The sequence below is a fragment of the Nocardioides perillae genome, from assembly GCF_013409425.1.
Classification (GTDB): Bacteria; Actinomycetota; Actinomycetes; order Propionibacteriales; family Nocardioidaceae; genus Nocardioides; species Nocardioides perillae.
Map to the genome: position 1 here is coordinate 1,105,832 of NZ_JACCAC010000001.1, position 21,152 is coordinate 1,126,983.

Below are 21,152 nucleotides of genomic sequence, written 5' to 3' on the forward strand. Positions count from 1 at the left end.
CATGTCGCACGTGGTCGTCGCCGAGGTCGTCCGTTCCGGGTTCGTCGAGGGACGCCACCACGGCTCTGTGGTGTCGCTCGCAGCCGACGGCTCCGTGGCGTGGTCGGTCGGTGACGCGGGCGAGCCGATCTTGCCGCGGTCGTGCAACAAGCCGGTGCAGGCGTTGGCCATGCTGCGTGCCGGCCTGGAGCTGCCGCCCGACCTGCTCGCCATGGCCTGCGCCTCGCACTCGGGGGAGGAGATGCACGTCGAGCGGGTGCACACGATCCTGCGCGGCGCCGGGCTCGATGCCGGGCACCTGCAGTGCCCGGCCGACTGGCCCCTCGACCCCGCCGTCAAGGAGGCCCTGCTGCGTCGCAGGGGTGACCGGTCGCGGGCTCACATGAACTGCTCGGGCAAGCACGCTGCCATGCTCGCGACCTGCGTCGTCAACGGGTGGTCGACGCACGACTACCTCGACCCCGCGCACCCGCTGCAGCGGCTGACCGTCGAGGTCTTTGCCGAGATGACCGGCGAGGAGGTCGACACGATCGCCACCGACGGCTGCGGGGCGCCACTGCTCTCCACCTCGCTGACGGGTCTCGCCACCGCCTTCCGCCGGCTGGCCCTCGGCCTCGACGGCCGGGACGAGGCCGACGTGCGGTCGATGCGGATCGCCGAGGCGATCCGCACCCACCCAGAGCTCGTGTCGGGCTCGACGCGCGACGAGCGGGCGCTGCTCGCGGCCGTGCCCGGCGCCATCGGCAAGGGCGGCGCGGAGGCGTGCCACGTCGTCGCGCTGCCCGACGGGCGGGCCGTCGCGCTCAAGATCGAGGACGGCGGCGAGCGGGCCCGCCCGGTCGTCATGGTCGAGGCGTTGTGGCGCAGCGGCGTGCTCGAGGTGCCGGGAGTCGACGTCGTCGCGGTCGAGGGGGTCGGGCGGCACGTGCTGCTCGGTGGTGGGCAGCCGGTGGGAGAGGTGAGGTCGGCGTTCTAGGGGTCGTGGCCGCGCTTGAGGTGGTCTCGACACGCTCGCTGGCGCTCGCTGCTCGACCAACCAGTGGCGGGCTCGCTGCTCGACCAGCGCCTCGATCAGCGGTCGTCAGTCGGACTGGCGGCGCTTCGCGGCCCGGCGGCCCTCGCGCTTGCTGCCCTTGGCGGCCTTCTTCGCCTCTTCCGGGCCGTACCCGTAGCCGTACCCGTAGCCGTACCCGTAGCCGTACCCGTAGCCACCGTCACCGCCGCTGCGTCGACGGACGGGCGCCATGTTGAGGACCGTGCCGAGCACGGTGCCGTCGACCTGGGCGAGCCGGTCGAGAGCCCCTCGGAGCTGATCGCGGGTGGTCTTGCCGTGGCGCACCACGACGAGGGCGCCATCGGACTGCGACGTCAGCAGCGCCGCATCGGTGACCGGCAGCAACGGAGGTGCGTCGAGGATGACGATGTCGTAGCGCTCGCGCAGGTCGACCAGGAGCTGGGCCATGGCCTGCGACTGCAGCAGCTCGGCCGGATTGGGCGGGATGGGGCCGCTCGTCACCACCTCGAGGCCGGTGCCGCCGTGCTTCTGCACCGCGTCGTCCAGGGAGACCCTGCCCACCAGGACCGTGGTGACGCCGACGGCGGAGTCGAGGTCGAAGATGCCCGCGACCTTCGGGCGGCGCAGGTCGCACTCGACGAGGACCACGCGGCTGCCCGCCTGGGCGAGCGTGATGGCGAGGTTGCAGGCGGTCGTGGTCTTGCCCTCGGCCGGCAGCGACGAGGTGACGACGAAGGTCTTGGTCGTCGCGTCCACGTCGACGAACTGCATGTTGGTGCGCAACACGCGGAACGCCTCGACCCGCGGTGCATGCGACTCGAGCGCCGTGACCAGCGGCTGGCGGCTGGTCGCGGCGTCGAAGGCGATCGCCCCCATGGTCGGCGCCTCGGTGATGTCGTCGAGGTCGTCCTTGCTCTTGATCGTGGTGTCGAGCAGCTCTCGCACGACGGCGAGGCCGACGCCCAGCAGCAGGCCCAGGACGAGGGCCAGGCCCAGGTTGCGCACCGGCTGAGGAGTGACCGGGCTCGTGGGGACGGCGGCCCGGTCGACGACGGAGGCCCGGATCGGCGCGGCGCCGCCGCCCTCGGGCGTCTCCAGCTCGCGCACGATCTCGGTGAGCTCGTCGGCGTAGGTGTTGGCGATGGCCTGGGCGCGCTCGGCGTCGGGATCCGTCGCAGAGATCTCCAGGATCACGGTCTCGGGCGTCACCGTCGCCGACACCGCCTGCGACAACCGCTCCGGGGCCATGTCGAGGCCGAGCTCGTCGATCACCCGCGTGGCCACCTGCCGACTGGAGACCAGGTCGGCGTACGAAGTGACCCGCTGAGCCGAGAACAGCCCGCCCTGGTAGGCGTCGGCCGTGTCCGACTGCGCAGTGGAGACGAAGAGGCGAGCCGTCGACTGGTACTGCGGGGTGGCCGCGGCCGTGTAGGCAGCCGCGGCACCGGTGCACACGACGACGCACAACGCGATCAGGATCCACCGCCGGCGGATCACTCGCAGGTAGTCGCGCAGCTCCACAGCATCCTCTTCTTCGACGGCCGGTGACGACGGCTGCACCCTACGGTGTCCAGACCTCGGTCCGTGAAGCGTGACGATCTCGTGCTGGTCGTCGTTGTGACGTAACGTTCGCACTCGGTCGGGAGTCCTCGCACGCCACGCGCGGGGCCGCCGGTCGGCCAGATCGTGGGGGAGATCATGCTTCGATACCGGCTCGCGCCGTTGCTCAGGACTCGTCGCACCACCGTGCTGATGGTCTTCGACGCCGCCGCCCTCGCTGCGGCCTACGTCTTGAGCGCGATGCTGCGCTACGACCGCGGGGCACTCGCCGTTGTGGTCGCCGAGCTCGCGGTCGTCACCGTCGCGGGCGTCGCGGTCCACCTGCTCCTCGGGCTGGTCGTCCGCGTCTACCACGGCCGCGTCGCCGTCGGGTCCACCGAGGAGACCATTCTCCTGAGCCTCACCGCCTGCGGCGCCGGCCTCGCGCTGGGCATCGCCAACCTGGTCGTCGACCCGCAGCCGATCGCCCGCAGCGTGCCGCTGGGGGCGCCGTTCGTCGGCCTCATCCTGATGCTGCTCGGGCGGGCGGTGTGGCGCTCGCAGCTCGACCGCGTCGGCCTCGGCAGCGCGGACGCGGAGCCGGCCCTGGTGGTCGGCGCGGGCTGGAGCGGCCGCCAGCTCGTCCAGTCGATGCTGGACACGCCCGACCAGGTGCTGCGGCCCGTCGGCTTCCTCGACGACGACCCGTGGATGCGCCGCCGGCGCCACCACGGTGTCCCGGTCGTCGGCACCGTCGCCGACCTGCCGACCGCCGTCGAGCGCACCGGCGCGATCGCCGTGGTCCTCGCGATCCCGAAGGCGTCGAAGGAGCTGAAGGCCCACCTGGCCGACGTGGGTGCCCGGCTCGGCGTGGCCGTCAAGATCCTCCCGTCCTACGCCGAGGCGGTCTCGAGCCAGGTCGACATCCGCGACGTGCGCGACATCGACCTCGCCGACGTGCTCGGGCGCAGCGTCGTCGAGACCAACATCGAGTCCATCGCCCACTACCTCACCGGCAAGCGGGTGCTCGTCACCGGCGCAGGTGGGTCCATCGGGTCGGAGCTGTGCCGTCAGATCGACCGCTGGGGGCCCAGTGAGCTCACCATGCTCGACCGCGACGAGTCGGCGCTGCACGCGGTGCAGCTGCTCATCCGCGGCCGCGCGCTGCTCGACTCGCCCGAGGTCGTGCTCGTCGACATCCGCGACACCGCGGCGCTCACCGCGGTCTTCGAGGAGCGCCGGCCCGAGGTGGTCTTCCACGCGGCCGCGCTGAAGCACCTCCCGATGCTCGAGCAGTACCCCGCCGAGGGGGTCAAGACCAACGTGCTCGGCACCGCCAACGTGCTCGAGGCCGCGGCGGCCGTCGGCGTCGAGCGCTTCGTCAACATCTCCACCGACAAGGCCGCCGACCCGACGAGCGTGCTCGGCTCGACGAAGCGGGTCGCCGAGATGCTGACGGTCGGCATGGCCGACCGCGCTCCCGGCGCCTACCTCAGCGTGCGCTTCGGCAACGTGCTGGGCAGCCGGGGATCGGTGCTGACCGCCTTCGCGGCCCAGATCGCAGCTGGTGGACCGGTCACGGTGACCCACCCCGAAGTGACGCGCTTCTTCATGACGGTCGAGGAGGCGGTGCAGCTCGTCATCCAGGCCGGCGCCCTCGGGTCCGGCGGCGAGACCATGGTGCTCGACATGGGCGAGCCGGTGCGCATCGAGGACGTCGCGAAGCGGCTCATCGCGCAGTCGGGCAAGCGCATCGAGATCGTCTACACCGGTCTGCGCGACGGGGAGAAGCTGCACGAGCAGCTCTTCGGCGCACAGGAGCCCGAGGAGCCGACCCGCCACGGGCTGATCACGCACGTGACCGTCCCGGCCCTCGACCCCCGGGCGGTCAGCACGTCGCTCCACCTCGTCGACGGGGACGAGGCGCGCGCATACGCGCGGCGCCTGATGGTCGCCGGCGCTAGCAAGGTGCCAGCGCAGAAAGTGGCCTCCTACCGCTGACGCGTGACCCATCACACGCCGCTTGCACTTGCAAGCGCTAGCAGTTGCTAGCACAGTAGTAGCCATGGCCCAGGGCAAGGTAGGCAAGACCGTCGAGGGACTCGGCGACTTCCTCCGCGAGCAGCGCACCTCCGCGCAGCTCTCGCTGAGGCAGCTCGCCGACCTCACCGGCGTGTCCAACCCCTACCTCAGCCAGATCGAGCGCGGCCTGCGTCGGCCCTCGGCAGAGGTGCTGCAGCAGATCGCCAAGGCACTGCGCATCTCGGCGGAGCAGCTCTACGTCCGCGCCGGGATCGTGCACCCGCAGGACGGCGTCGGCGGCTCCGTCGAGCTCGCCGTGCTGGGCGACACCGCGCTCACCGAGCGCCAGAAGCAGTCGTTGCTCGACGTCTACTCGTCGTTCCTGGCCATGAACGCAGCGGCCGCACCCGACGACGAGGCCTGACAACCCCACCCCGGCCCCGGCCGGGAAACCGAAGGAGATCACCCATGGCGAAGGCCAAGTTCGACATCAAGACCGAGGCGACCCGCACCTTCTACGCCGGCGCCGGCGTGGCGGACCTGGCCGTCGAGGCCGTCCGCGACTACGTGGCCGACGTGCAGGCGAAGATCGCCGGCGTCCGCGGCGACGTCGAGACCCGCGTGAACGACGTGCAGAAGCGCGTCACCGCGATCGACCTCGAGCCCAAGGCGCTGCGCGACCAGGCCCTCACGGTCGTCAACTCCCGCGTCGAGGCCCTCACCGAGGACGCCAAGGCCCGCCGCGCCGCCATCGAGGCCCGCGTCGCCGAGCTTCAGGCCGAGGCCAAGGCCCTCCCGACCCGCGTGCAGACCGTGGTCGACGGCAACGTCACCACCGTCACCACGACCTACGCCGACCTCGCCGAGCGCGGCCAGAAGCTGGTCGTGCGCATCCGCCGCCAGGAGTCGACCCAGCAGGCCAAGGCCAGCGCGACCACCACCGCGACCAAGGCGAAGACCACCACCACCCAGGTCAAGAAGGCCGGCACCGCCACCGCGAAGTCGACCACCACCGCCGCCAAGAAGACGACGGCGACCGCCAAGAAGGCCACCACCACCGCGAAGAAGACGGCCACCAAGAAGGCCGCCCCCGCCAAGAGCAGCGCCAAGGCGACCGCCACGGCCGCGAAGAACACCGCTGCCAAGACCGCGGCTGCCACCACCGAGGCTGCGGCCAAGGTCGGCGACTGACCTCAGCGGGTCTCGGCACGGCCCTGACGGGCCTGCTCGACCGACGAAGCACCGGACGACCCCCGGACCGGACTGGTCCGGGGGTCGTCCGCGTCCCGACCGGCTACCCTCGGGACGTGGACTTGTTCGTCATCGAGGGCTACGTGCGGCTGCTCATCCTGCTCGGGCTGCTGGCCGTGAAGGTCTTCTCCTTCGTCAGCGCGCTGATGTTCCCGACGGAGGCCTACGAGGCGGCGGGCAAGCTCACCAAGACCGCGTGGTGCGCGATCCTCGGCATCGGGGTCGGCTTCCAGGTGCTCTTCCCCGGCTCCCCGCTCGGGATCTTCCAGGTCATCTTCGTCGTCGCCGCCTTCGTCTACCTCGCCGACGTGCGCCCGGCGCTGGCGAGCGTCACCCGCCGCTGACCCGCTCTTCACCCGATCTTGAGGTGTGGGCCCCCCACCCACGGGTAACGTCGAGGGGCACATGGGGAACGACGGAGGAGCAGGCATGGTGAACGGGCTGGAGTGGGCGGAGCGGCCCTGGGGCTCGTGGCACGTCATCGACGACGGCCAGGGCTACAAGGTCAAGCGCATCCACGTGAAGCCCGGCCAGCGGCTCAGCTACCAGACCCACAAGCACCGCTCGGAGCACTGGGTCGTCATCTTCGGCATGGCCACCTGCGTCATCGACGGCGAGACCGTCGTCGCCGGCCCCGGCGAGTCGATCGACGTCGAGACCGGCCAGGCGCACCGCATCACCAACATGCACTCCGAAGAGCTCATCATCATCGAGGTGCAGCACGGCGCCTACACCGGCGAGGACGACATCTGCCGCCTCGAGGACGACTACGGCCGCGAGGACGACGACCTCGCCGCCCTCGACGCCGAGCTCCGCGCCTGAGCGCTGGTCGGCTCAGTCGGTCAGGTAGCGCGCCAGCGCCGTCGCGGCGTCCTCCGGCTCGAAGCCGGTCGCGCGCAGCTTGGCCAGGCTCATCGTGGAGTGGGCCGGGCGGGGCGCGAGGGCCTTGCCCGCGGCGTAGTCCTCCGTGGTGACCGTCGTGACGTCGCCGCCGTCGCGCCCGCGGAGCTCGAAGACCTGCCGTGCCACGTCGGCCCAGCTGGTCGGCTCACCTGCGTTGGTGCAGTGGTAGACCCCGGACGGCGCGCCTGACGCGAGCAGGTGGCGCGTGGCCTCGGCGAGGGTGTCGGTGAAGGTGAGCCGGCCGACCTGGTCGCCGACCACCGACGGGCGGACCCCGTCGCGCGCGAGCCGCGCCATCGTGGCGACGAAGTTGCCGCCGTCGCCGACCACCCACGAGGTGCGCAGCACGTAGTGGCGCGGAGCCGTGCCGACGGCGAGGTCGCCGGCGGCCTTGCTCTGGGCGTACACCCCCAGCGGGGCCAGCGGCTCGTCCTCGACGTGCTCCACGACGGTGCCGTCGTAGACGTAGTCGCTGGAGTAGTGCACCAGCGTGAAGCCGTGCTCGCGGGCCAGCGCCGCCAGCCGTGCGGGGGCGGCGGCGTTGGCGGCCCACGCCGCGCGGCGGCCCTCGGGTGTCTCGGCGGCGTCGACGGCGGTGTAGGCCGCGGCGTTGAGGACGACGTCGTGGTCGCCCCACGCCCAGGCGGCGACCGCGTCGGCGTCGGTCAGGTCGAGCACGCTGCGGTCGGCGACCAGCGCCTTGGGGAAGGCGCGGGCCAGGGCGCGGCCGAGCTGGCCGCCCCCGCCCAGGACCAGCGGGCGGCGCCGGCGGAAGGCGGTGACGTCGGCGAGCACCGGGTTGCGCCGGTCTTTCTCCGACACCTCGGCCTCGGCAAGCGGGATCGGCCAGTCGATGCCGAGCGCGGGGTCGTCGAGCGCCACCGCGGGATAGGTGAGCCCGGGGCGCCAGTGGTCGTTGACGAGGTAGGTGTAGGCCGTCGCGTCCTCGAGCGCCTGGTAGGAGTTGCCGACCCCGCGCGGCACGAAGACCGCCCTGTCGGGGCCGAGCTCGAGCGTCACGACGGTGCCGAAGCCCGCCCCCTCGCGGAGGTCGACCCACGCGCCGAAGATGCGGCCCGTCGCCACCGAGACCAGCTTGTCCCACGGCTCGGCGTGGATGCCGCGGGTCGCGCCGCGCGCGGCGTTGTAGGACACGTTGTTCTGCACCGGCCCGAAGTCGGGCAGGCCGAGGTCGACCATCTTCGCGCGCTGCCAGTTCTCCTTGAACCAGCCGCGGGCGTCGCCGTGCACCGGGATGCGCACCACGAGCAGCCCGTCGATCGCCGTCGTCTCGACCGCGAGCTCCTGGGCCGGCGAGCCGCCCGCCATCACTGGCCCCGCGCGGCGTACGCCGCCTCGACGGCCTGCTTGTGCGGGCGCCACCAGTCCGCGTGGTCGCGGTACCACTCCACGGTCTTGGCGAGGCCGTCCTCGAAGGTGCCGTAGGTCGGCTGCCAGCCGAGCTCGGTGCGCAGCTTGGTCGAGTCGATCGCGTAGCGCAGGTCGTGGCCGGCGCGGTCGGTGACGTGGTCGAAGTCGTCCTCGTCGTGGCCCAGCAGGCGCAGCACCTGGCGCACCACCTCGAGGTTGGAGCGCTCGCCGTCGGCGCCGACGAGGTAGGTCTCGCCGATGCGCCCGCGCTGCAGGATCGTCCACACCGCCGAGGAGTGGTCGTCGGCGTGGATCCAGTCGCGCACGTTGGCGCCGGCGCCGTAGAGCTTGACCCGCCCGCCGTCGAGCAGGTTGGTGATCTGGCGGGGGATGAACTTCTCGACGTGCTGCCAGGGGCCGTAGTTGTTCGAGCAGTTGGAGATCGTCGCCTGCAGCCCGAAGGAGCGCGCCCACGCCCGCACCAGCAGGTCGGAGCCGGCCTTGGTCGCGGAGTAGGGGCTGCTCGGGTTGTAGGGCGTCGCCTCGGTGAAGCGCCCGGGGTCGTCGAGCTCGAGGTCGCCGTAGACCTCGTCGGTCGAGACGTGGTGGAAGCGGGTGCCGTGGCGCCGGGCCGCCTCGAGCAGGGTGAAGGTGCCGACCACGTTGGTCTGCACGAAGGGCGAGGGGTCGGCCAGGGAGTTGTCGTTGTGCGACTCCGCGGCGAAGTGCACCACCGCGTCCACCGTGCCGACCAGCGGGTCGACCACGGCTGCGTCGGCGATGTCGCCGACCACCAGCTCGACGCGGTCGGTCGGCAGGTCGGCCAGCGACTCGCGGCTCGCGGCGTAGGTCAGCTTGTCGAGCACGGTGACGCGCACGTCGGTGTGCTCGACGAGGTGGCGCACGAAGTTCGACCCGATGAAGCCGGCGCCGCCGGTGACGAGGAGGTGTCGCATGGCCGCCACCCTAGTGAGGACGGGCCGCCCCGATCACTGCCCCTAGGGTGGGCGCCATGCGCGGGATCATCCTCGCCGGGGGCACGGGCTCCCGGCTGCACCCCATCACCCTCGGGACCAGCAAGCAGCTGATGCCGGTCTACGACAAGCCGATGGTCTACTACCCGCTCTCCACGCTGATGCTCGCCGGCATCCGCGAGGTGCTCGTCATCACCACCCCACACGAGGCCGAGGCCTTCCACCGGCTGCTCGGCGACGGCTCGCAGTTCGGCATCGAGCTCACCTACGCCGTGCAGCCCAGCCCCGACGGGCTCGCGCAGGCCTTCGTCATCGGCGCCGACCACGTCGGCGACGAGCCGGTCGGGCTCGTGCTCGGCGACAACATCTTCTACGGCCCCGGCCTCGGCACCCGGCTGCGCCGCTTCGAGCGCATCGAGGGCGCGGCGGTCTTCGGCTACCAGGTCGCCGACCCCACGGCCTACGGCGTCGTGGAGTTCGACGCCGACGGCCGGGCGGTCTCGATCGAGGAGAAGCCCGCTCACCCGCGCAGCTCCTACGCCATCCCCGGGCTCTACTTCTACGACGGCACCGTCGTCGAGCGGGCCGGGCGGCTCACGCCGTCGCCGCGCGGAGAGCTCGAGATCACCGACCTCAACCGCACCTACCTCGACGAGGGCGCACTGCAGGTCGAGGTGCTGCCGCGCGGCACCGCCTGGCTCGACACCGGCACCTTCGACTCCCTCAACGACGCCAGCAACTTCGTGCGCACCATCGAGCACCGCCAGGACACCAAGATCGGCTCGCCCGAGGAGGTCGGCTGGCGGATGGGCTTCCTCTCCGACGACGACCTGCGTCGGGTCGCCGAGCCGCTGGTCAAGAGCGGGTACGGCGAGTACCTGCTGCGGCTGCTCGGCTGACCCGATCGGTTCAGGCCAGATCGGCCCGCACCATCCGCGCCACGACCTCGGCGAACGTGGTGGCGGGCGCCCAGCCCAGGTCGCGGCGGGCGCGGGAGGCGTCGCCGACGCTCACGGCCGCGTCGGCGGCTCGCACGAGGGCGGCGTCGCTCTCGACCAGGCCCTCCCAGTCATCGATGCCCGCGGCGGCGAAGGCGGCCGCGACGAAGTCGCGCACGGAGTGGGTCTCGCCGGTCGCCACGACGTAGTCCTGGGCGACCTCGTGTCGGGCGGCGCGGACCATCGCGTCGACGTACTCCGGGGCCCAGCCCCAGTCGCGGCGCGCCTCGAGGTTGCCCAGGGTGAGAGTGTCGGCCTCGCCGCGGGCGATGGCGGCGACGGTCGAGGTGATCTTGCGGGTCACGAAGTGCCGCGGCCGCCGCGGCGACTCGTGGTTGTAGAGGATGACCGCGACGGCGTGCAGGTCGCGGTGGCGCTGGACGCCGACGGCGAGGTGGGCGAAGGCCTTGGCCGCGCCGTAGGGGTTGACGGGGCGGATCGGCGTGGACTCGTCGTGGGGCCCGGGAGCGTCGCCGAAGATCTCGGCGCTCGAGGCCTGCACGACGCGCACCTGCCGCCCCGTCGCTTCCTGGCACAGCCGCGCCGACTCGAGCAGCGCGGCGGCGGCGTGGCCGTTGACCAGCGAGGTCAGCTCGGGCTCGCTCCACGACCGCGCCACCGAGCTGACGGCCGCGAGGTTGTAGACCTCGTCGGGCTCGACCTCGCGCAGCAGTGCGCGCGTGGCCGCGACGTCGCTGACGTCGCCGCGGTGCACCGTCACGGCGGCGGGGGTGAACCCCAGCGGCTCGTCGGGCAGCAGCAGGCCGTGCACCTCGCCGCCCTCGGCCAGCAGCTGCTCGGCGAGGTAGGAGCCGTCCTGCCCGCCGATGCCGGTGACGAAGGCCCGAGCGCCGCCCACGTCAGAGCCCGGCCAGCTGCTTCTGCTCGGCCAGGTCGGCCTCGACCATCATCGCGACCAGCTCGCGGAACGAGACGGTCGGCTGCCAGCCCAGCCGCTCGCGCGCCTTGGTCGCGTCGCCGATCAGCAGGTCGACCTCGGCGGGCCGCATGAAGCGCGGGTCCTGCCGCACCCGCGGGCGCCAGTCGTCGATGCCGACGTGGCCGAAGGCGGCGTCGAGCAGTTCCTCGATCGAGTGGGTCTCGCCGGTGGCGATGACGTAGTCGTCGGCCTCGTCCTGCTGCAGCATCCGCCACATCGCCTCGACGTAGTCCCCGGCGAAGCCCCAGTCGCGCTTGGCGTCGAGGTTGCCCATGACGATCTCGTCCTGCAGGCCGAGGTGGATGCGCGCGACCGCCCGGCTCACCTTGCGGGTCACGAACTCGGGCCCGCGCCGCGGCGACTCGTGGTTGAAGAGGATGCCGCTCGAGGCGTGCATGCCGTAGGACTCGCGGTAGTTGATGGTCATGTAGTGCCCGAAGACCTTCGCCACGCCGTAGGGCGAGCGCGGCCACAGCAGCGTCGACTCGTCCTGCGGCACCTGCTGCACCTTGCCGAACATCTCCGAGCTCGACGCCTGGTAGAAGCGCACCGAGCCGGGGTCGTCGCCCGCGTGCAGCCGCACCGCCTCGAGCACGTTGAGCACGCCCTTGCCCGTCACGTCGCTGGTGACGTGGGCGTTCTCCCACGAGTAGGCGACGAACGAGATGGCGCCGAGGTTGTAGACCTCGTCGGGCTGCGAGTCGCGCAGCGCCCGCATGAGGCTCGACATGTCGGTCAGGTCGCCGTTGTGCAGCTGCACGTAGGGGAAGCCGGTCTCGATCAGCGCCCGCTTCGGGTTGTTCTGCCCGCGGATGAGGGCGTGCACCTCGTAGCCCTTGCCGTGGAGCAGCTCGGCGAGGTACATCCCGTCCTGGCCGGTGATGCCGGTGATGAGCGCGCTGGGCACAGTGGTCCTCCTGCAGGTCGACTGCGCCCGATCCTGTCAGGTGCCGCGCGCGGCGCGGATGCCAGGCGGGGGCCCGCCGCGGCGTACGGTGCAGGAGACGGGTGCACCCCGGCCGGCACCGCGCCGGCCCTGCGGCCCGCGCGAGAGGCGGCCGTCGTGACGACGCCCCACCCCACCACCCTCCGGCTGCAGCTGGCCGACACCTTCGACCGCGCCGCGCTCGACGGGGCCTGGTGGCCCCGCAGCCGCGACCTCGCCACCGAGCTGCCCGTGCTGCTCGACCACCTGCCCGACCGCGTCGGCCGGGTCGTGCACGCGGTGGTCTCCCCGCCCGACTGGGACGACCTGCCGCGCCGCGTCACCCGCCGCGGCGGGCAGACCAAGGTCGGCTCCTACCCCCGCGACGACACCCGCACGCTGATGCTCTCCACCTCCACCCGCGTGCTGCGGTTGCGGGTCGTGCCGCCGGGCACCCCCGACGCCGAGGCCGGCGAGCTGATGGCCTCCGCCTGCCGCTGACCCGCTGAGCGGGGTCGGAGGTCCCCGGCGCCGGGACCTCCGGCACTCCACTTCTGGGTGGAGGAGGGCAACCTTCGGAGTGTCTTGCACGTCTCGCGCCGCAGGACGTGAGACGGCGAGCCGATGCTGGAGCCATGACCGCACTCGTCCTCTGCTCCGCCCTCGCGGTGTGGCTCGTGGCCTCGCTGCCGCTCGCCGTGCCCGCGGCGAGGCGCAGCACACACCGCGGGTGACGGCGTACGCCGGCGGGTCCGACGGGTCGCGTGACACCATCGGGGCTGCGCCTCAGGGGGAGGGGCGGCTGATCTCGGGCAGCGTGCGGAGGGGACGAGCAGTGACCAGCGAGGCGGACGCCTGCGACACCGTGTGCGCGATGGACGCGGTGGGGGAGCACTACCGCTCCTTCTTCAGCGCCAACCCGCACCCGGCCTTCTGGCTCGACCGCGACGGCAACTACCTCGCGAGCAACCCGGCGGGGGCGGCCATCAGCGGCTACTCCGAGTCGGAGCTGTGCCAGATGACCTTCCTCGACGTCATCCACGGCGACGACCTGCCGCAGGTGCTCGCCGCCTTCGGCGAGGTGCTCGAGGGTGGGCACCGCACCGTCGACGCCCGCATGCGCCACCGCGACGGGCGGGTCTTCGACCTCGCCATCACCGCCGTGCCCGTGGTCGAGCGCGGGGAGGTCGTCGGCGTGCACGGCGTCGCCGAGGACGTCACCGAGCGCAACGACGCCCGCCGCCGCCTCGCCGAGAGCCAGGCCGCGCTGCGCCAGGCCACCGCCGAGGCCCGCGCGATCAAGGCGGCCTTCGTGGCCAACGTCAACCACGAGGTGCGCACCCCGCTCACCTCCGTGCTCGGCTACCTCGAGCTGCTCGGCGAGACCGACCTCGAGCCCTGCCAGCAGACCTTCGTCGAGACCATCAGCCGCTCCAGCCAGCGCCTGCTGCACCTCGTCGACGAGCTCCTCGACTACGGCGCGCTCGAGGCCGGCACGGTCCAGCTCGCCGCCGACCCCTTCGACCCTCGCCGCATCGCTGCCGGGGCCACCCGCCGCGTCGCCGACCTCGCCGAGCGCGACGGCATCGAGCTGCACTGCGCCATCGACGAGGCCGTGCCCGCCCGCGTCGTCGGCGACGCCGGCCGCCTCGAGCAGGTGCTCGGCGACCTGCTCGACAACGCGGTGAAGTTCACCGACGAGGGGCGCGTCGACCTCGAGGTCGGGCTCGTGCCCGCCGTCGAGCTGGGCGCGTCGGCCTCGGGCGAGGGGCGCACGTGGCTGCGCTTCGAGGTGCGCGACACCGGCATCGGCATCCCGGCCGACCAGCGCGTGCAGCTCTTCGAGGCGTTCTCACAAGGTGACGCCACCATGACCCGCCGCCACGGCGGCGCCGGCCTCGGCCTCGCCGTCGCCCGGCAGATGGTGACCCTCATGGGCGGGTCGATCACCGTCGACTCCGTCGTCGGGCACGGGAGCACCTTCCGCGTCGACGTGCCGCTCGGCTGAGGCCCTCGGGACGTGCATGTCCGACAACGGCCACTGCCTGACAACAATGTCCGTGAAGTGCCGCTACAGTGACATTGTGGACGTGGCAATGTTCGGAAACGGCAGCACAGGCCTCCTGGTGCCGATCGAAGGTCACGACCCACGTCGGGGTCCGTGGCGACACCACGCCTTCGTGCCCGAGCCGTTGTCCACGTCGATGCCGGCACTGGCCCCGCAGACCTACCTCGGGGTCGCGAACGCCCGCGCCGCGCTGGCAGCTCTGGACAGCACAGCACGGCAGTTGCCCAACCCGACGTTGTTGCGGCGCCCCACGCTGCGACGCGAAGCCCAGAGCACGTCTGCGCTGGAAGGCACGTACGCCCCGCTCAGCGCAGTCCTCACGGCGGACGAGGACGCGCCGCCCTCGACAGACCTGCGCGAGATCCTCAACTACGTCGCTGTCGCCACGCAGGCATTCGCGGCGACGGCCGAAGGTCGTCCCTTGAACCTCAGCGGGCTCTGCAACCTCCAGGCGACGCTCGTCGCGGGCACGCCAGGCGAGAGCACGTCGTCGGGCGACGTCCGTGACATCCCCGTCGTCATCGGCCGCCGGGCTGACGCCACGCCGGACCAGCTGCCCGTCCAGGCGGCGCGTTTCGTACCCTCCCCGCCAGGTGAGCAGTTGAGGTCGGACGTACAGGCGCTGGTCGACTGGATGCAAGTCGACCACCGGGCGACCATCGACCCGGTAGTCGCAGCGGCGATGGCGCACTACCAGTTCGAGACCCTTCACCCGTTCCACGACGGCAACGGGCGGCTGGGCCGCCTCCTGATCGTCGTGCAACTGCACGCGGCGGGGGTGCTGTCCGAACCGACCCTCACAGTGTCGCCGTGGTTCGAGTCGCGGCGGACGGAGTACTACGACCACTTGCTCGCGGTCAGCGCGCACGGGGCTTGGGACGCATTCGTGCGGTTCTTCGCAGCCGGCATCGCGGAGTCCGCCGCCCTGACCCATCGACAGATGCTGGCTCTCGTGCGGGCGCAGGACGAATTGAAGGACGTGGTGAGGCGCTCCCCGCTCCGAGCGGACACTGCGCACCTCGTGATCGACCACGCCGTGGCGAACCCGGTCTTCACCGTGCGTTCGGTGGAGAGGGACCTCGGGCTCTCCTACGGCCGGGCCAACGCCGTCGTGGCGCAGCTCGTCGAGCTGGGCGTGCTGGAGTGTCTCGACCCGAATGCCTACAACCGCCGGTTCTTCGCCCCGCAGGTGCACGAGGTGTTGCTGACGGTTGCCTGACGACCGAGCAGGACCGTCGAGCACGGCGCGAGGCGCGCGAGGCTCAGTGCGCTCGCCTCCACAGCACTCCGCAGGCGAGCATCCCGGCCACCCACAGCGCGAGGGCCGGGAGGTCCGAGAGGTGCACGCCGTGCGTCCCGGCGCTCACCAGCGTGCGGCCCGGGTCGCCGGGCTCCGGCGGCAGCTGCACGACGTACACGAGGAGGCCCGTCAGGGCGATCGCGACGATCGCGACCGCTCCTCTGCTCGACACCGCCTCAGCCTAGGTGGCGCCCGGGGAGGGCCCGGCTACCGGCGGGTACGTCGGACGTCCAGGTCGGCGGGCGGGCACGACCTGGGTGGACGGGGGCGGCGGCGCCGAACGTCCGACGTACTGGCCGGTCACCGCGGTCTCGGGACCGGCCTGCGGCCTTCCCCGGCCGAGGGGGGTCAGGCGGGGAAGCGGGTGGGGCCGTGCTCGGCGAGGCGCTGGCGCTGGGGGACGACGACGTACTTCGGGTCCTTGGCGGACTCCTGGCCCGCCTCGAAGACGCCGAAGCGCAGGCAGGCCGAGCCCGCCATCATCGCCGCGCCGGAGAGCGCCGCGACCGCGCGCGAGCGGCCGCCCAGCAGCGTGCCGACCGCACCGGCGGCGGTGAGGGCCTTGGCGGCCTTCATCAGCGTGCCGGCGTGGCCGTGGTGCAGCGGCTCGGCGGTGACGCCCATCGAGCGCTCCATGCGCTGCTCCATCACCAGCTCGAGCAGCGCGCCGCCCGCGGCGAGGCGCCGCGCGGGGCCGGTCTCGGCGACCGGGGAGGTCACCATCGCCAGCCCGCCCGACGCGGCCGCGGCCGAGCCGACGAAGACGAAGGGCAGCTCGCGGAAGGCCTCGTGCCACGACGGCGTGGCGGTGTCGGAGAGCAGCACAGCGGTGTACGACGCCACGGCGGGCGCCGCGACGGCCGCCACGACCCCGGCCGGTCGCCCGGCCACCTCCGCGAGGCGCAGCACGCCCTTGCGCTCGCCCGGCAGCATCGAGAGCACCTCGGAGGCCGCCGCGGCCCCGGCGAAGGGGCCGTAGAACGACAGGATCCAGGTGCCGACCGACATCGGCGAGGTCGGCTTGGCCACGCGCAGCATGTTGAGGAAGCGCGACGGCTTGCCGAGGTCGTGGACCAGCGCGACCATCGAGAAGGTGAGCGCCGCGATCGCGCCGAGCCGGCCCGAGCGCCGCATCGACGGACGATCCGTGAGGTCGGCCCCCGCCGCCAGCAGCGACGAGCCGGCCGCGACTCCACCGGCGAAGAGGTAGGCCGGGATGTCGTGCTCCCACGGCGACGGCTTGACGATCGGGCGGCCGTAGTAGGAGGTGAACTCCGCCTCGGGCACGACCGACTCGACCTTGCCCTTGCGGCCGCGACCGCGGCCTCCGCCCCGGCGCAGGCGGTCGCTGCCTCCGGTCGGGTGGCGCAGCGCGCTCGCGCTGTCGGTCTGGTCGGTCGGGGCCTCGGTCTGCGGGGTGCTGCTCTGCTGGCCGTCGCGGCCCACCCCGGTCACGGCTTGCGCCCCAGGAACGACACGGCCGCGCCGAGCAGCAGCACGCCGGCCGCCGTGGCGGCCTTGCGCGCCATCTCGGGCAGGTCCTTCGTCGTGACGACCGGGTCGGGCGGGAAGCCGTAGACCTCCGGCTCGTCGAGCAGCAGGAAGAAGGCTCCCGTGCCGCCGACGCCGTCGTTCGGGTCGTTGCCGTAGAGCCGGGCGTCCATGACGCCGGCCTCGTGCAGCTTGGCCACCCGCGCCTCGGCGCGCTCGCGCAGCTCCTCGACGTCGCCGAACTGGATCGACTGGGTCGGGCACGACTGCGCGCACGCCGGGGTCTGCCCGGCGGTGAGCCGGTCGTAGCAGAGCGTGCACTTCTGGGCGATGCCGACGTTCTTGTGGCCGTCGGGGCCGCGCCGCCGCTCGATCACGCCGTAGGGGCAGGCGGCCACGCAGTAGCCGCAGCCGTTGCAGATGTCGTCCTGCACCACCACGGTGCCGAACTCGCTGCGCATGAGCGAGCCCGTCGGGCACACGTCGAGGCACGCCGCGTGCGTGCAGTGCTTGCACACGTCGGAGCTCATCAGCCAGCGGAAGTCCATCGAATCCGCCGACGCCGAGCCGCCGTCTGAGCCCGGCGCCTCCGCCAGCATCGAGCCCAGCAGGTCGCTGGTGTCGATGGGTGCAGGGGCCCCCGCGCCCACCGGGTCCGGGTCGGCTCCGGTGGCCGGCAGCCCCGGGACGTACGCCGGGGCGCGGCCGGGCATGCCGAGGTCCACCGTCTGCTTGGGCCGGACGGGCTGCTCGATGAAGGCCACGTGGCGCCACTGGTTGGCGTTGAGCGAGTGCGAGTTGTCGTAGGACGTGCCGGTCATGTCGAAGTGGTCCGACGGGACGTCGTTCCACTCCTTGCACGCCACCTCGCAGGCCTTGCAGCCGATGCAGATGCTGGTGTCGGTGAAGAAGCCCTTGCGCTTGGGTCGGTCGTCGTCGTAGCCCGCGTCGGCGGAGGGGTCCAGCGGACCCCAGAACGCGTTCGGCGAGATCCTGGCCTCGGTCACGCGCCCTCCTCGTCGTCGAAGTCCTTCGCGCCCGCCGCGGTCAGCAGGCCGGCTCGGCGCTGGTGGTCCTCCACCAGCGCGCGCAGCGCCGGCCCCTGCGGGCGGCGCCCCGGCTGCACGTCGCAGGTGCCGACCTTCGACTCCTGGATCAGCACGTTGGGGTCGAGCGTGATGCCCATGAGGTCGTTGGTGGAGTCACCGGTGACGATGCCCCCGCCCTGTCCCCAGTGGTAGGGCATCCACACCTGGTGCACCGTGCGCCCGTCGACGCGCAGCGGCGTGAGCCGGTCGGTGACCAGCACCCGCGCCTCGATGGCCGAGCGGGCCGTGACGATCGTGGCCCACCCGCCGTTGTCGAGGCCGCGCTCCTCCGCCAGCTCCGGGGAGACCTCGACGAACATCTCCGGCTGCAGCTCGGCCAGCCGGGAGACGTAGCGGCTCATGCCCCCCGCCGTGTGGTGCTCGGTGAGCCGGCTCGTGGTGAAGACGAAGGGGTAGACGTCGGCGTGGTGCGGGGCCGAGGGGTTGGTGAGGTTGTCCGAGCGGTCGTACTGCTTGCGCGTCGGGTTGGCCTGCTGACCGTAGAGCGGGTTCTGGAAGGGCGACTCGACCGGCTCGTAGTGCGTCGGGACCGGGCCGTCGATCAGGCCCTGCGGCGCCCAGAGGGCACCCTTCCCGTCGCCCTGCATGATGAACGGGTCAGCGCCCCCGATGGCCTCGATGCCCTCGCTGCCCTCGGGCGCGGCGTACGACGGGGGCTTGGTCAGCTCGAAGTCGGGGACGTCGTGCCCCACCCACTTCCCCTGCTCCTCGTCCCACCAGACGTAGGCCTTGCGCTCGCTCCACGGCTTGCCCTCGGGGTCGGCCGAGGCGCGGTTGTAGAGCGTGCGGCGGTTGGCCGGCCACGCCCAGCCCCACTCCGCGGCGACCCAGTCCTGCTCGGAGCCGGGCTTGCGGCGTGCGGCCTGGTTGACGCCGTCCTTGAAGACGCCGGTGTAGATCCAGCAACCGCCCAGCGTGCTCCCGTCGTCGGCCATCTCCATGAAGGTCGACAGCGGGCGGCCGGTGGCGACCTCGTAGCCGTTGATCTCGCGCAGCACGGCCTCGGCGTCGGGCTCGGCGTGCTCGCCGTGCGTGGGGTAGTCCCACGTCAGCTCGAGCAGGGGGCGGTCGCGCGGGTCGGTGGAGTCGGCCAGCCGCTCCCGGACCATCCGGCCCAGGTGGTAGAAGAACCACAGCTCCGAGCGGCAGTCGCCCGGCGCCTCGAGTGCCTTCTCCCGCCACTGCAGCATGCGCTGCGTCTGGGTGAAGGTGCCCTCCTTCTCCGCGTGGGAGGCGGCGGGCATGAGGAAGACCTCGGTGCGGCACTCCTCGGGCACGATCTCGCCGGTGGCGACCTCGGGCCCGTCCTTCCAGAAGGTGGCGCTCTCGATCTCGAAGAGGTCGCGCACCACCAGCCAGTCGAGGTTGGCCATGCCGAGGCGCTGGGCGCGACCGTGCGAGGAGCCGACCGCGGGGTTCTGCCCGAGCAGGAAGTAGCCCGCGATCTTGCCGCCGTCGATCATGTCGAGGACCTGGCGGTAGGTGCCGTGGTCGCCCGTGATCTTGGGCAGGTAGTCGAAGCAGAAGTCGTTGTCGGCCGTCGCGTGCTCGCCCCACCACGCCTTGAGCAGGTTGACGCCGTAGGCGCCCGCCTTGCTCCAGAAGCCCTTCGCGCCCGGGTGGCGCATCGCGTCGATCCACGCCTGGAAGCTCTGGTGGTCCTCGGCGTTGGGCATCGGGAGGTAGCCCGGGAGGATGTTGAACAGCGTCGGGATGTCGGTGGAGCCCTGGATGCTGGCGTGGCCGCGCAGCGCCATGATGCCGCCGCCCGGGCGCCCGATGTTGCCGAGCAGCAGCTGCAGGATCGCGCCGGTGCGGATGTACTGCACGCCGACGCTGTGCTGGGTCCAGCCGACGGAGTAGACCAGCGCGGTCGTCTTCTCCCGGTTGGAGTTCTCCACCCACGACTTCGCGACCTCGAGGAAGTGCTCCTCGCTGACGCCGCAGGTGCGCGCGACCATCTCGGGGGTGTAGCGGGCGTAGTGCTTCTTCAGCAGCTGGTAGACGCAGCGAGGGTGCTGCAGCGTCTCGTCGCGCAGCGCGTCGCCGTCGATGCTCATGCCGTGGGTCTCGTGCTCCATCGCCGAGGCCGTGTCGCGCTGGGTGGCCTGGTCCTGGCGGTCCTCGCCGTCGTCCTCCTGCGTGGCGAACTGCCAGGACTCCGGGTCGTAGGTCTTGGTCTCCGGGTCGAAGCCGGAGAAGAGGCCGTCGAGGTCCTCGGTGTCGACGAACTCGTCGCTGACGATGTGGGCGGCGTTGGTGTAGGCCACCACGTAGTCGCGGAAGTCCAGCTCGTTGTTGAGGACGTAGTTGACGATGCCGCCGAGGAAGGCGATGTCGGTGCCGGCGCGCAGCGGGACGTAGGTGTCCGCGAGCGCGCTGGTGCGCGTGAAGCGCGGGTCGACGTGGATCACCTTGGCGCCGCGCGCCTTCGCCTCCATCACCCACTGGAAGCCCACCGGGTGGGCCTCCGCCATGTTGGAGCCCTGGATGACGATGCAGTCAGCGTTGGCGAGGTCCTGCAGGAAGCCGGTGGCGCCGCCACGCCCGAACGAGGTCCCCAGACCGGGGACGGTGGCGGAGTGTCATATGCGCGCCTGGTTCTCGATCTGGATGGCGCCCATCGCGGTGAAGAGCTTCTTGATGAGGTAGTTCTCCTCGTTGTCGAGGGCCGCCCCACCCAGGCTCGCGATGCCCATCGTCCGACGGACCGCGTTGCCCTTCTCGTCCTCCTCCTGCCAGTAGTCGCGCCGCGCCTTGACCACCCGGTCGGCGATCATCTCCATCGCGGTCTCGAGCGGGAGGTGCTCCCACTCGGTGCCGTAGGGGCGGCGGTACTTCACCGTCTTGTTGCGCAGCGGGCTCGTGACGAGGTCCTTGCTGGCCGAGCCCTTCGGGCACAGCCGACCGCGCGAGACGGGGCTGTCGGGGTCGCCCTCGATCGAGGTGACCTGGCCGTCCTTGACGTAGATCTTCTGCCCGCAGCCCACCGCGCAGTAGGGGCAGACGCTGCGCGCCACCGTGTCGGCGGTCGTCGTGCGGGAGGTCGTGGCCTCCGTCTGCTTCGAGCGCACCGCGTGCCCGCGACCGAGTGCGTCCTTGCCCGTCAGCTGCCGCAGCAGCGGCCATCCCAGGTCGACCTTCACGTGACGCACGTTACCGAGGTGGTGCAATCTTCACCCACCCCGCGGGGTGGCGCGTCGACGAGCGGTCGGTGGGGTGCGGCGTACGGCGGGTGGGTGCGGT

19 protein-coding genes and 1 pseudogene are annotated in these 21,152 nt (G+C 72.1%); 10 read left to right on the forward strand and 10 right to left on the reverse strand.

What is annotated here, in order from left to right; all coding sequences use genetic code 11:
- Position 1 precedes the first annotated feature (1 nt).
- Positions 2-976: an asparaginase gene (locus tag BJ989_RS05160; RefSeq protein WP_179517280.1), complete on the forward strand. Its 975-nt coding sequence runs from the start codon at positions 2-4 to the stop codon at positions 974-976.
- Between the two features lie 105 nt (positions 977-1,081).
- Here the strand turns inward: BJ989_RS05160 and BJ989_RS05165 are convergent, their stop codons facing one another.
- Positions 1,082-2,536 (reverse strand): polysaccharide biosynthesis tyrosine autokinase, encoded by a 1,455-nt coding sequence (locus BJ989_RS05165; protein WP_179517281.1) that lies wholly within the window; start codon positions 2,534-2,536, stop codon positions 1,082-1,084.
- 177 nt (positions 2,537-2,713) lie between these two features.
- Here BJ989_RS05165 and BJ989_RS05170 point away from each other — a divergent pair, with 177 nt between their 5' ends.
- From BJ989_RS05170 to BJ989_RS05190, 5 genes are all read left to right on the forward strand, one after another.
- Positions 2,714-4,555, forward strand: a complete 1,842-nt coding sequence (locus BJ989_RS05170) for a polysaccharide biosynthesis protein (protein WP_179517282.1) — start codon at positions 2,714-2,716, stop codon at positions 4,553-4,555.
- A gap of 64 nt (positions 4,556-4,619) precedes the next feature.
- The gene (locus tag BJ989_RS05175) at positions 4,620-5,000 is read left to right on the forward strand and encodes a helix-turn-helix domain-containing protein (protein ID WP_179517283.1); all 381 of its coding nucleotides are present in this window, start codon (positions 4,620-4,622) and stop codon (positions 4,998-5,000) included.
- A 44-nt stretch (positions 5,001-5,044) separates the two neighbouring features.
- Positions 5,045-5,767, forward strand: coding sequence for a hypothetical protein (locus tag BJ989_RS05180; RefSeq protein ID WP_179517284.1), 723 nt, complete (start codon positions 5,045-5,047; stop codon positions 5,765-5,767).
- A gap of 116 nt (positions 5,768-5,883) precedes the next feature.
- Positions 5,884-6,171: a DUF2516 family protein gene (locus BJ989_RS05185; RefSeq protein WP_218848735.1), complete on the forward strand. Its 288-nt coding sequence runs from the start codon at positions 5,884-5,886 to the stop codon at positions 6,169-6,171.
- Between the two features lie 85 nt (positions 6,172-6,256).
- Entirely contained in the window at positions 6,257-6,649 is a 393-nt protein-coding gene (locus tag BJ989_RS05190) for a phosphomannose isomerase type II C-terminal cupin domain (protein ID WP_179517285.1), read from the forward strand.
- Between the two features lie 12 nt (positions 6,650-6,661).
- Here the strand turns inward: BJ989_RS05190 and BJ989_RS05195 are convergent, their stop codons facing one another.
- Together BJ989_RS05195 and rfbB are read right to left on the reverse strand one after the other, a co-directional pair.
- Positions 6,662-8,059: a sugar nucleotide-binding protein gene (locus tag BJ989_RS05195; RefSeq protein WP_179517286.1), complete on the reverse strand. Its 1,398-nt coding sequence runs from the start codon at positions 8,057-8,059 to the stop codon at positions 6,662-6,664.
- A complete protein-coding gene (gene rfbB / locus BJ989_RS05200; RefSeq protein WP_179517287.1) occupies positions 8,059-9,057 on the reverse strand; it encodes a dTDP-glucose 4,6-dehydratase in 999 nt (332 codons plus the stop codon). Before rfbB ends, BJ989_RS05195 begins: the two co-directional genes overlap by 1 nt.
- Positions 9,058-9,113: 56 nt before the next feature.
- Here rfbB and rfbA point away from each other — a divergent pair, with 56 nt between their 5' ends.
- On the forward strand, positions 9,114-9,974 hold the full coding sequence (gene rfbA / locus BJ989_RS05205) for a glucose-1-phosphate thymidylyltransferase RfbA (RefSeq protein WP_179517288.1): 861 nt from the start codon (positions 9,114-9,116) through the stop codon (positions 9,972-9,974).
- A 10-nt stretch (positions 9,975-9,984) separates the two neighbouring features.
- Here rfbA and BJ989_RS05210 read toward each other — a convergent pair whose 3' ends face one another.
- Together BJ989_RS05210 and BJ989_RS05215 are read right to left on the reverse strand one after the other, a co-directional pair.
- Positions 9,985-10,932 carry a GDP-mannose 4,6-dehydratase gene (locus BJ989_RS05210; RefSeq protein ID WP_179517289.1) on the reverse strand — a complete coding sequence of 316 codons (948 nt, stop codon included), beginning with the start codon at positions 10,930-10,932 and terminating at the stop codon, positions 9,985-9,987.
- 1 nt (position 10,933) lies between these two features.
- A complete protein-coding gene (locus BJ989_RS05215) occupies positions 10,934-11,920 on the reverse strand; it encodes a GDP-mannose 4,6-dehydratase (RefSeq protein ID WP_179517290.1) in 987 nt (328 codons plus the stop codon).
- Positions 11,921-12,076: 156 nt separating this feature from the next.
- Between BJ989_RS05215 and BJ989_RS05220 the strand changes: the two genes are divergently transcribed.
- From BJ989_RS05220 to BJ989_RS05230, 3 genes are all read left to right on the forward strand, one after another.
- The gene (locus BJ989_RS05220) at positions 12,077-12,439 is read left to right on the forward strand and encodes a DUF5994 family protein (RefSeq protein ID WP_179517291.1); all 363 of its coding nucleotides are present in this window, start codon (positions 12,077-12,079) and stop codon (positions 12,437-12,439) included.
- A gap of 334 nt (positions 12,440-12,773) precedes the next feature.
- Positions 12,774-13,946 carry an ATP-binding protein gene (locus BJ989_RS05225; protein ID WP_179517292.1) on the forward strand — a complete coding sequence of 391 codons (1,173 nt, stop codon included), beginning with the start codon at positions 12,774-12,776 and terminating at the stop codon, positions 13,944-13,946.
- A 76-nt stretch (positions 13,947-14,022) separates the two neighbouring features.
- Entirely contained in the window at positions 14,023-15,225 is a 1,203-nt protein-coding gene (locus BJ989_RS05230; RefSeq protein WP_179517293.1) for a Fic/DOC family N-terminal domain-containing protein, read from the forward strand.
- Between the two features lie 43 nt (positions 15,226-15,268).
- Here BJ989_RS05230 and BJ989_RS05235 read toward each other — a convergent pair whose 3' ends face one another.
- The 5 genes and pseudogenes from BJ989_RS05235 to BJ989_RS19040 form a co-directional block, all read right to left on the reverse strand.
- Positions 15,269-15,478, reverse strand: a complete 210-nt coding sequence (locus tag BJ989_RS05235; RefSeq protein WP_179517294.1) for a hypothetical protein — start codon at positions 15,476-15,478, stop codon at positions 15,269-15,271.
- A 176-nt stretch (positions 15,479-15,654) separates the two neighbouring features.
- Positions 15,655-16,761 (reverse strand): NrfD/PsrC family molybdoenzyme membrane anchor subunit, encoded by a 1,107-nt coding sequence (nrfD, locus tag BJ989_RS05240; protein WP_343049110.1) that lies wholly within the window; start codon positions 16,759-16,761, stop codon positions 15,655-15,657.
- Positions 16,758-17,804, reverse strand: coding sequence for a 4Fe-4S dicluster domain-containing protein (locus BJ989_RS05245; RefSeq protein ID WP_343049111.1), 1,047 nt, complete (start codon positions 17,802-17,804; stop codon positions 16,758-16,760). The genes nrfD and BJ989_RS05245 overlap by 4 nt, the downstream gene beginning before the upstream one ends.
- Positions 17,801-20,479, reverse strand: a pseudogene (gene fdh, locus BJ989_RS05250) (formate dehydrogenase); the annotation flags it as partial. The gene BJ989_RS05245 and the pseudogene fdh, both read right to left, overlap by 4 nt.
- A 12-nt stretch (positions 20,480-20,491) precedes the next feature.
- Positions 20,492-21,052 (reverse strand): hypothetical protein, encoded by a 561-nt coding sequence (locus BJ989_RS19040; protein WP_484549361.1) that lies wholly within the window; start codon positions 21,050-21,052, stop codon positions 20,492-20,494.
- Positions 21,053-21,152: the final 100 nt, after the last annotated feature.

Bases quoted from the DNA above. Each gene is read 5' to 3' on its own strand.
- BJ989_RS05160 (WP_179517280.1), top strand. From the start codon at position 2: ATGTCGCACGTGGTCGTCGCCGAGGTCGTCCGTTCCGGGTTCGTCGAG.
- BJ989_RS05170 (WP_179517282.1), top strand. From the start codon at position 2,714: ATGCTTCGATACCGGCTCGCGCCGTTGCTCAGGACTCGTCGCACCACC.
- BJ989_RS05175 (WP_179517283.1), top strand. From the start codon at position 4,620: ATGGCCCAGGGCAAGGTAGGCAAGACCGTCGAGGGACTCGGCGACTTC.
- BJ989_RS05180 (WP_179517284.1), top strand. From the start codon at position 5,045: ATGGCGAAGGCCAAGTTCGACATCAAGACCGAGGCGACCCGCACCTTC.
- BJ989_RS05190 (WP_179517285.1), top strand. From the start codon at position 6,257: ATGGTGAACGGGCTGGAGTGGGCGGAGCGGCCCTGGGGCTCGTGGCAC.
- BJ989_RS05195 (WP_179517286.1), bottom strand. From the start codon at position 8,059: ATGGCGGGCGGCTCGCCGGCCCAGGAGCTCGCGGTCGAGACGACGGCG.
- rfbB (WP_179517287.1), bottom strand. From the start codon at position 9,057: ATGCGACACCTCCTCGTCACCGGCGGCGCCGGCTTCATCGGGTCGAAC.
- rfbA (WP_179517288.1), top strand. From the start codon at position 9,114: ATGCGCGGGATCATCCTCGCCGGGGGCACGGGCTCCCGGCTGCACCCC.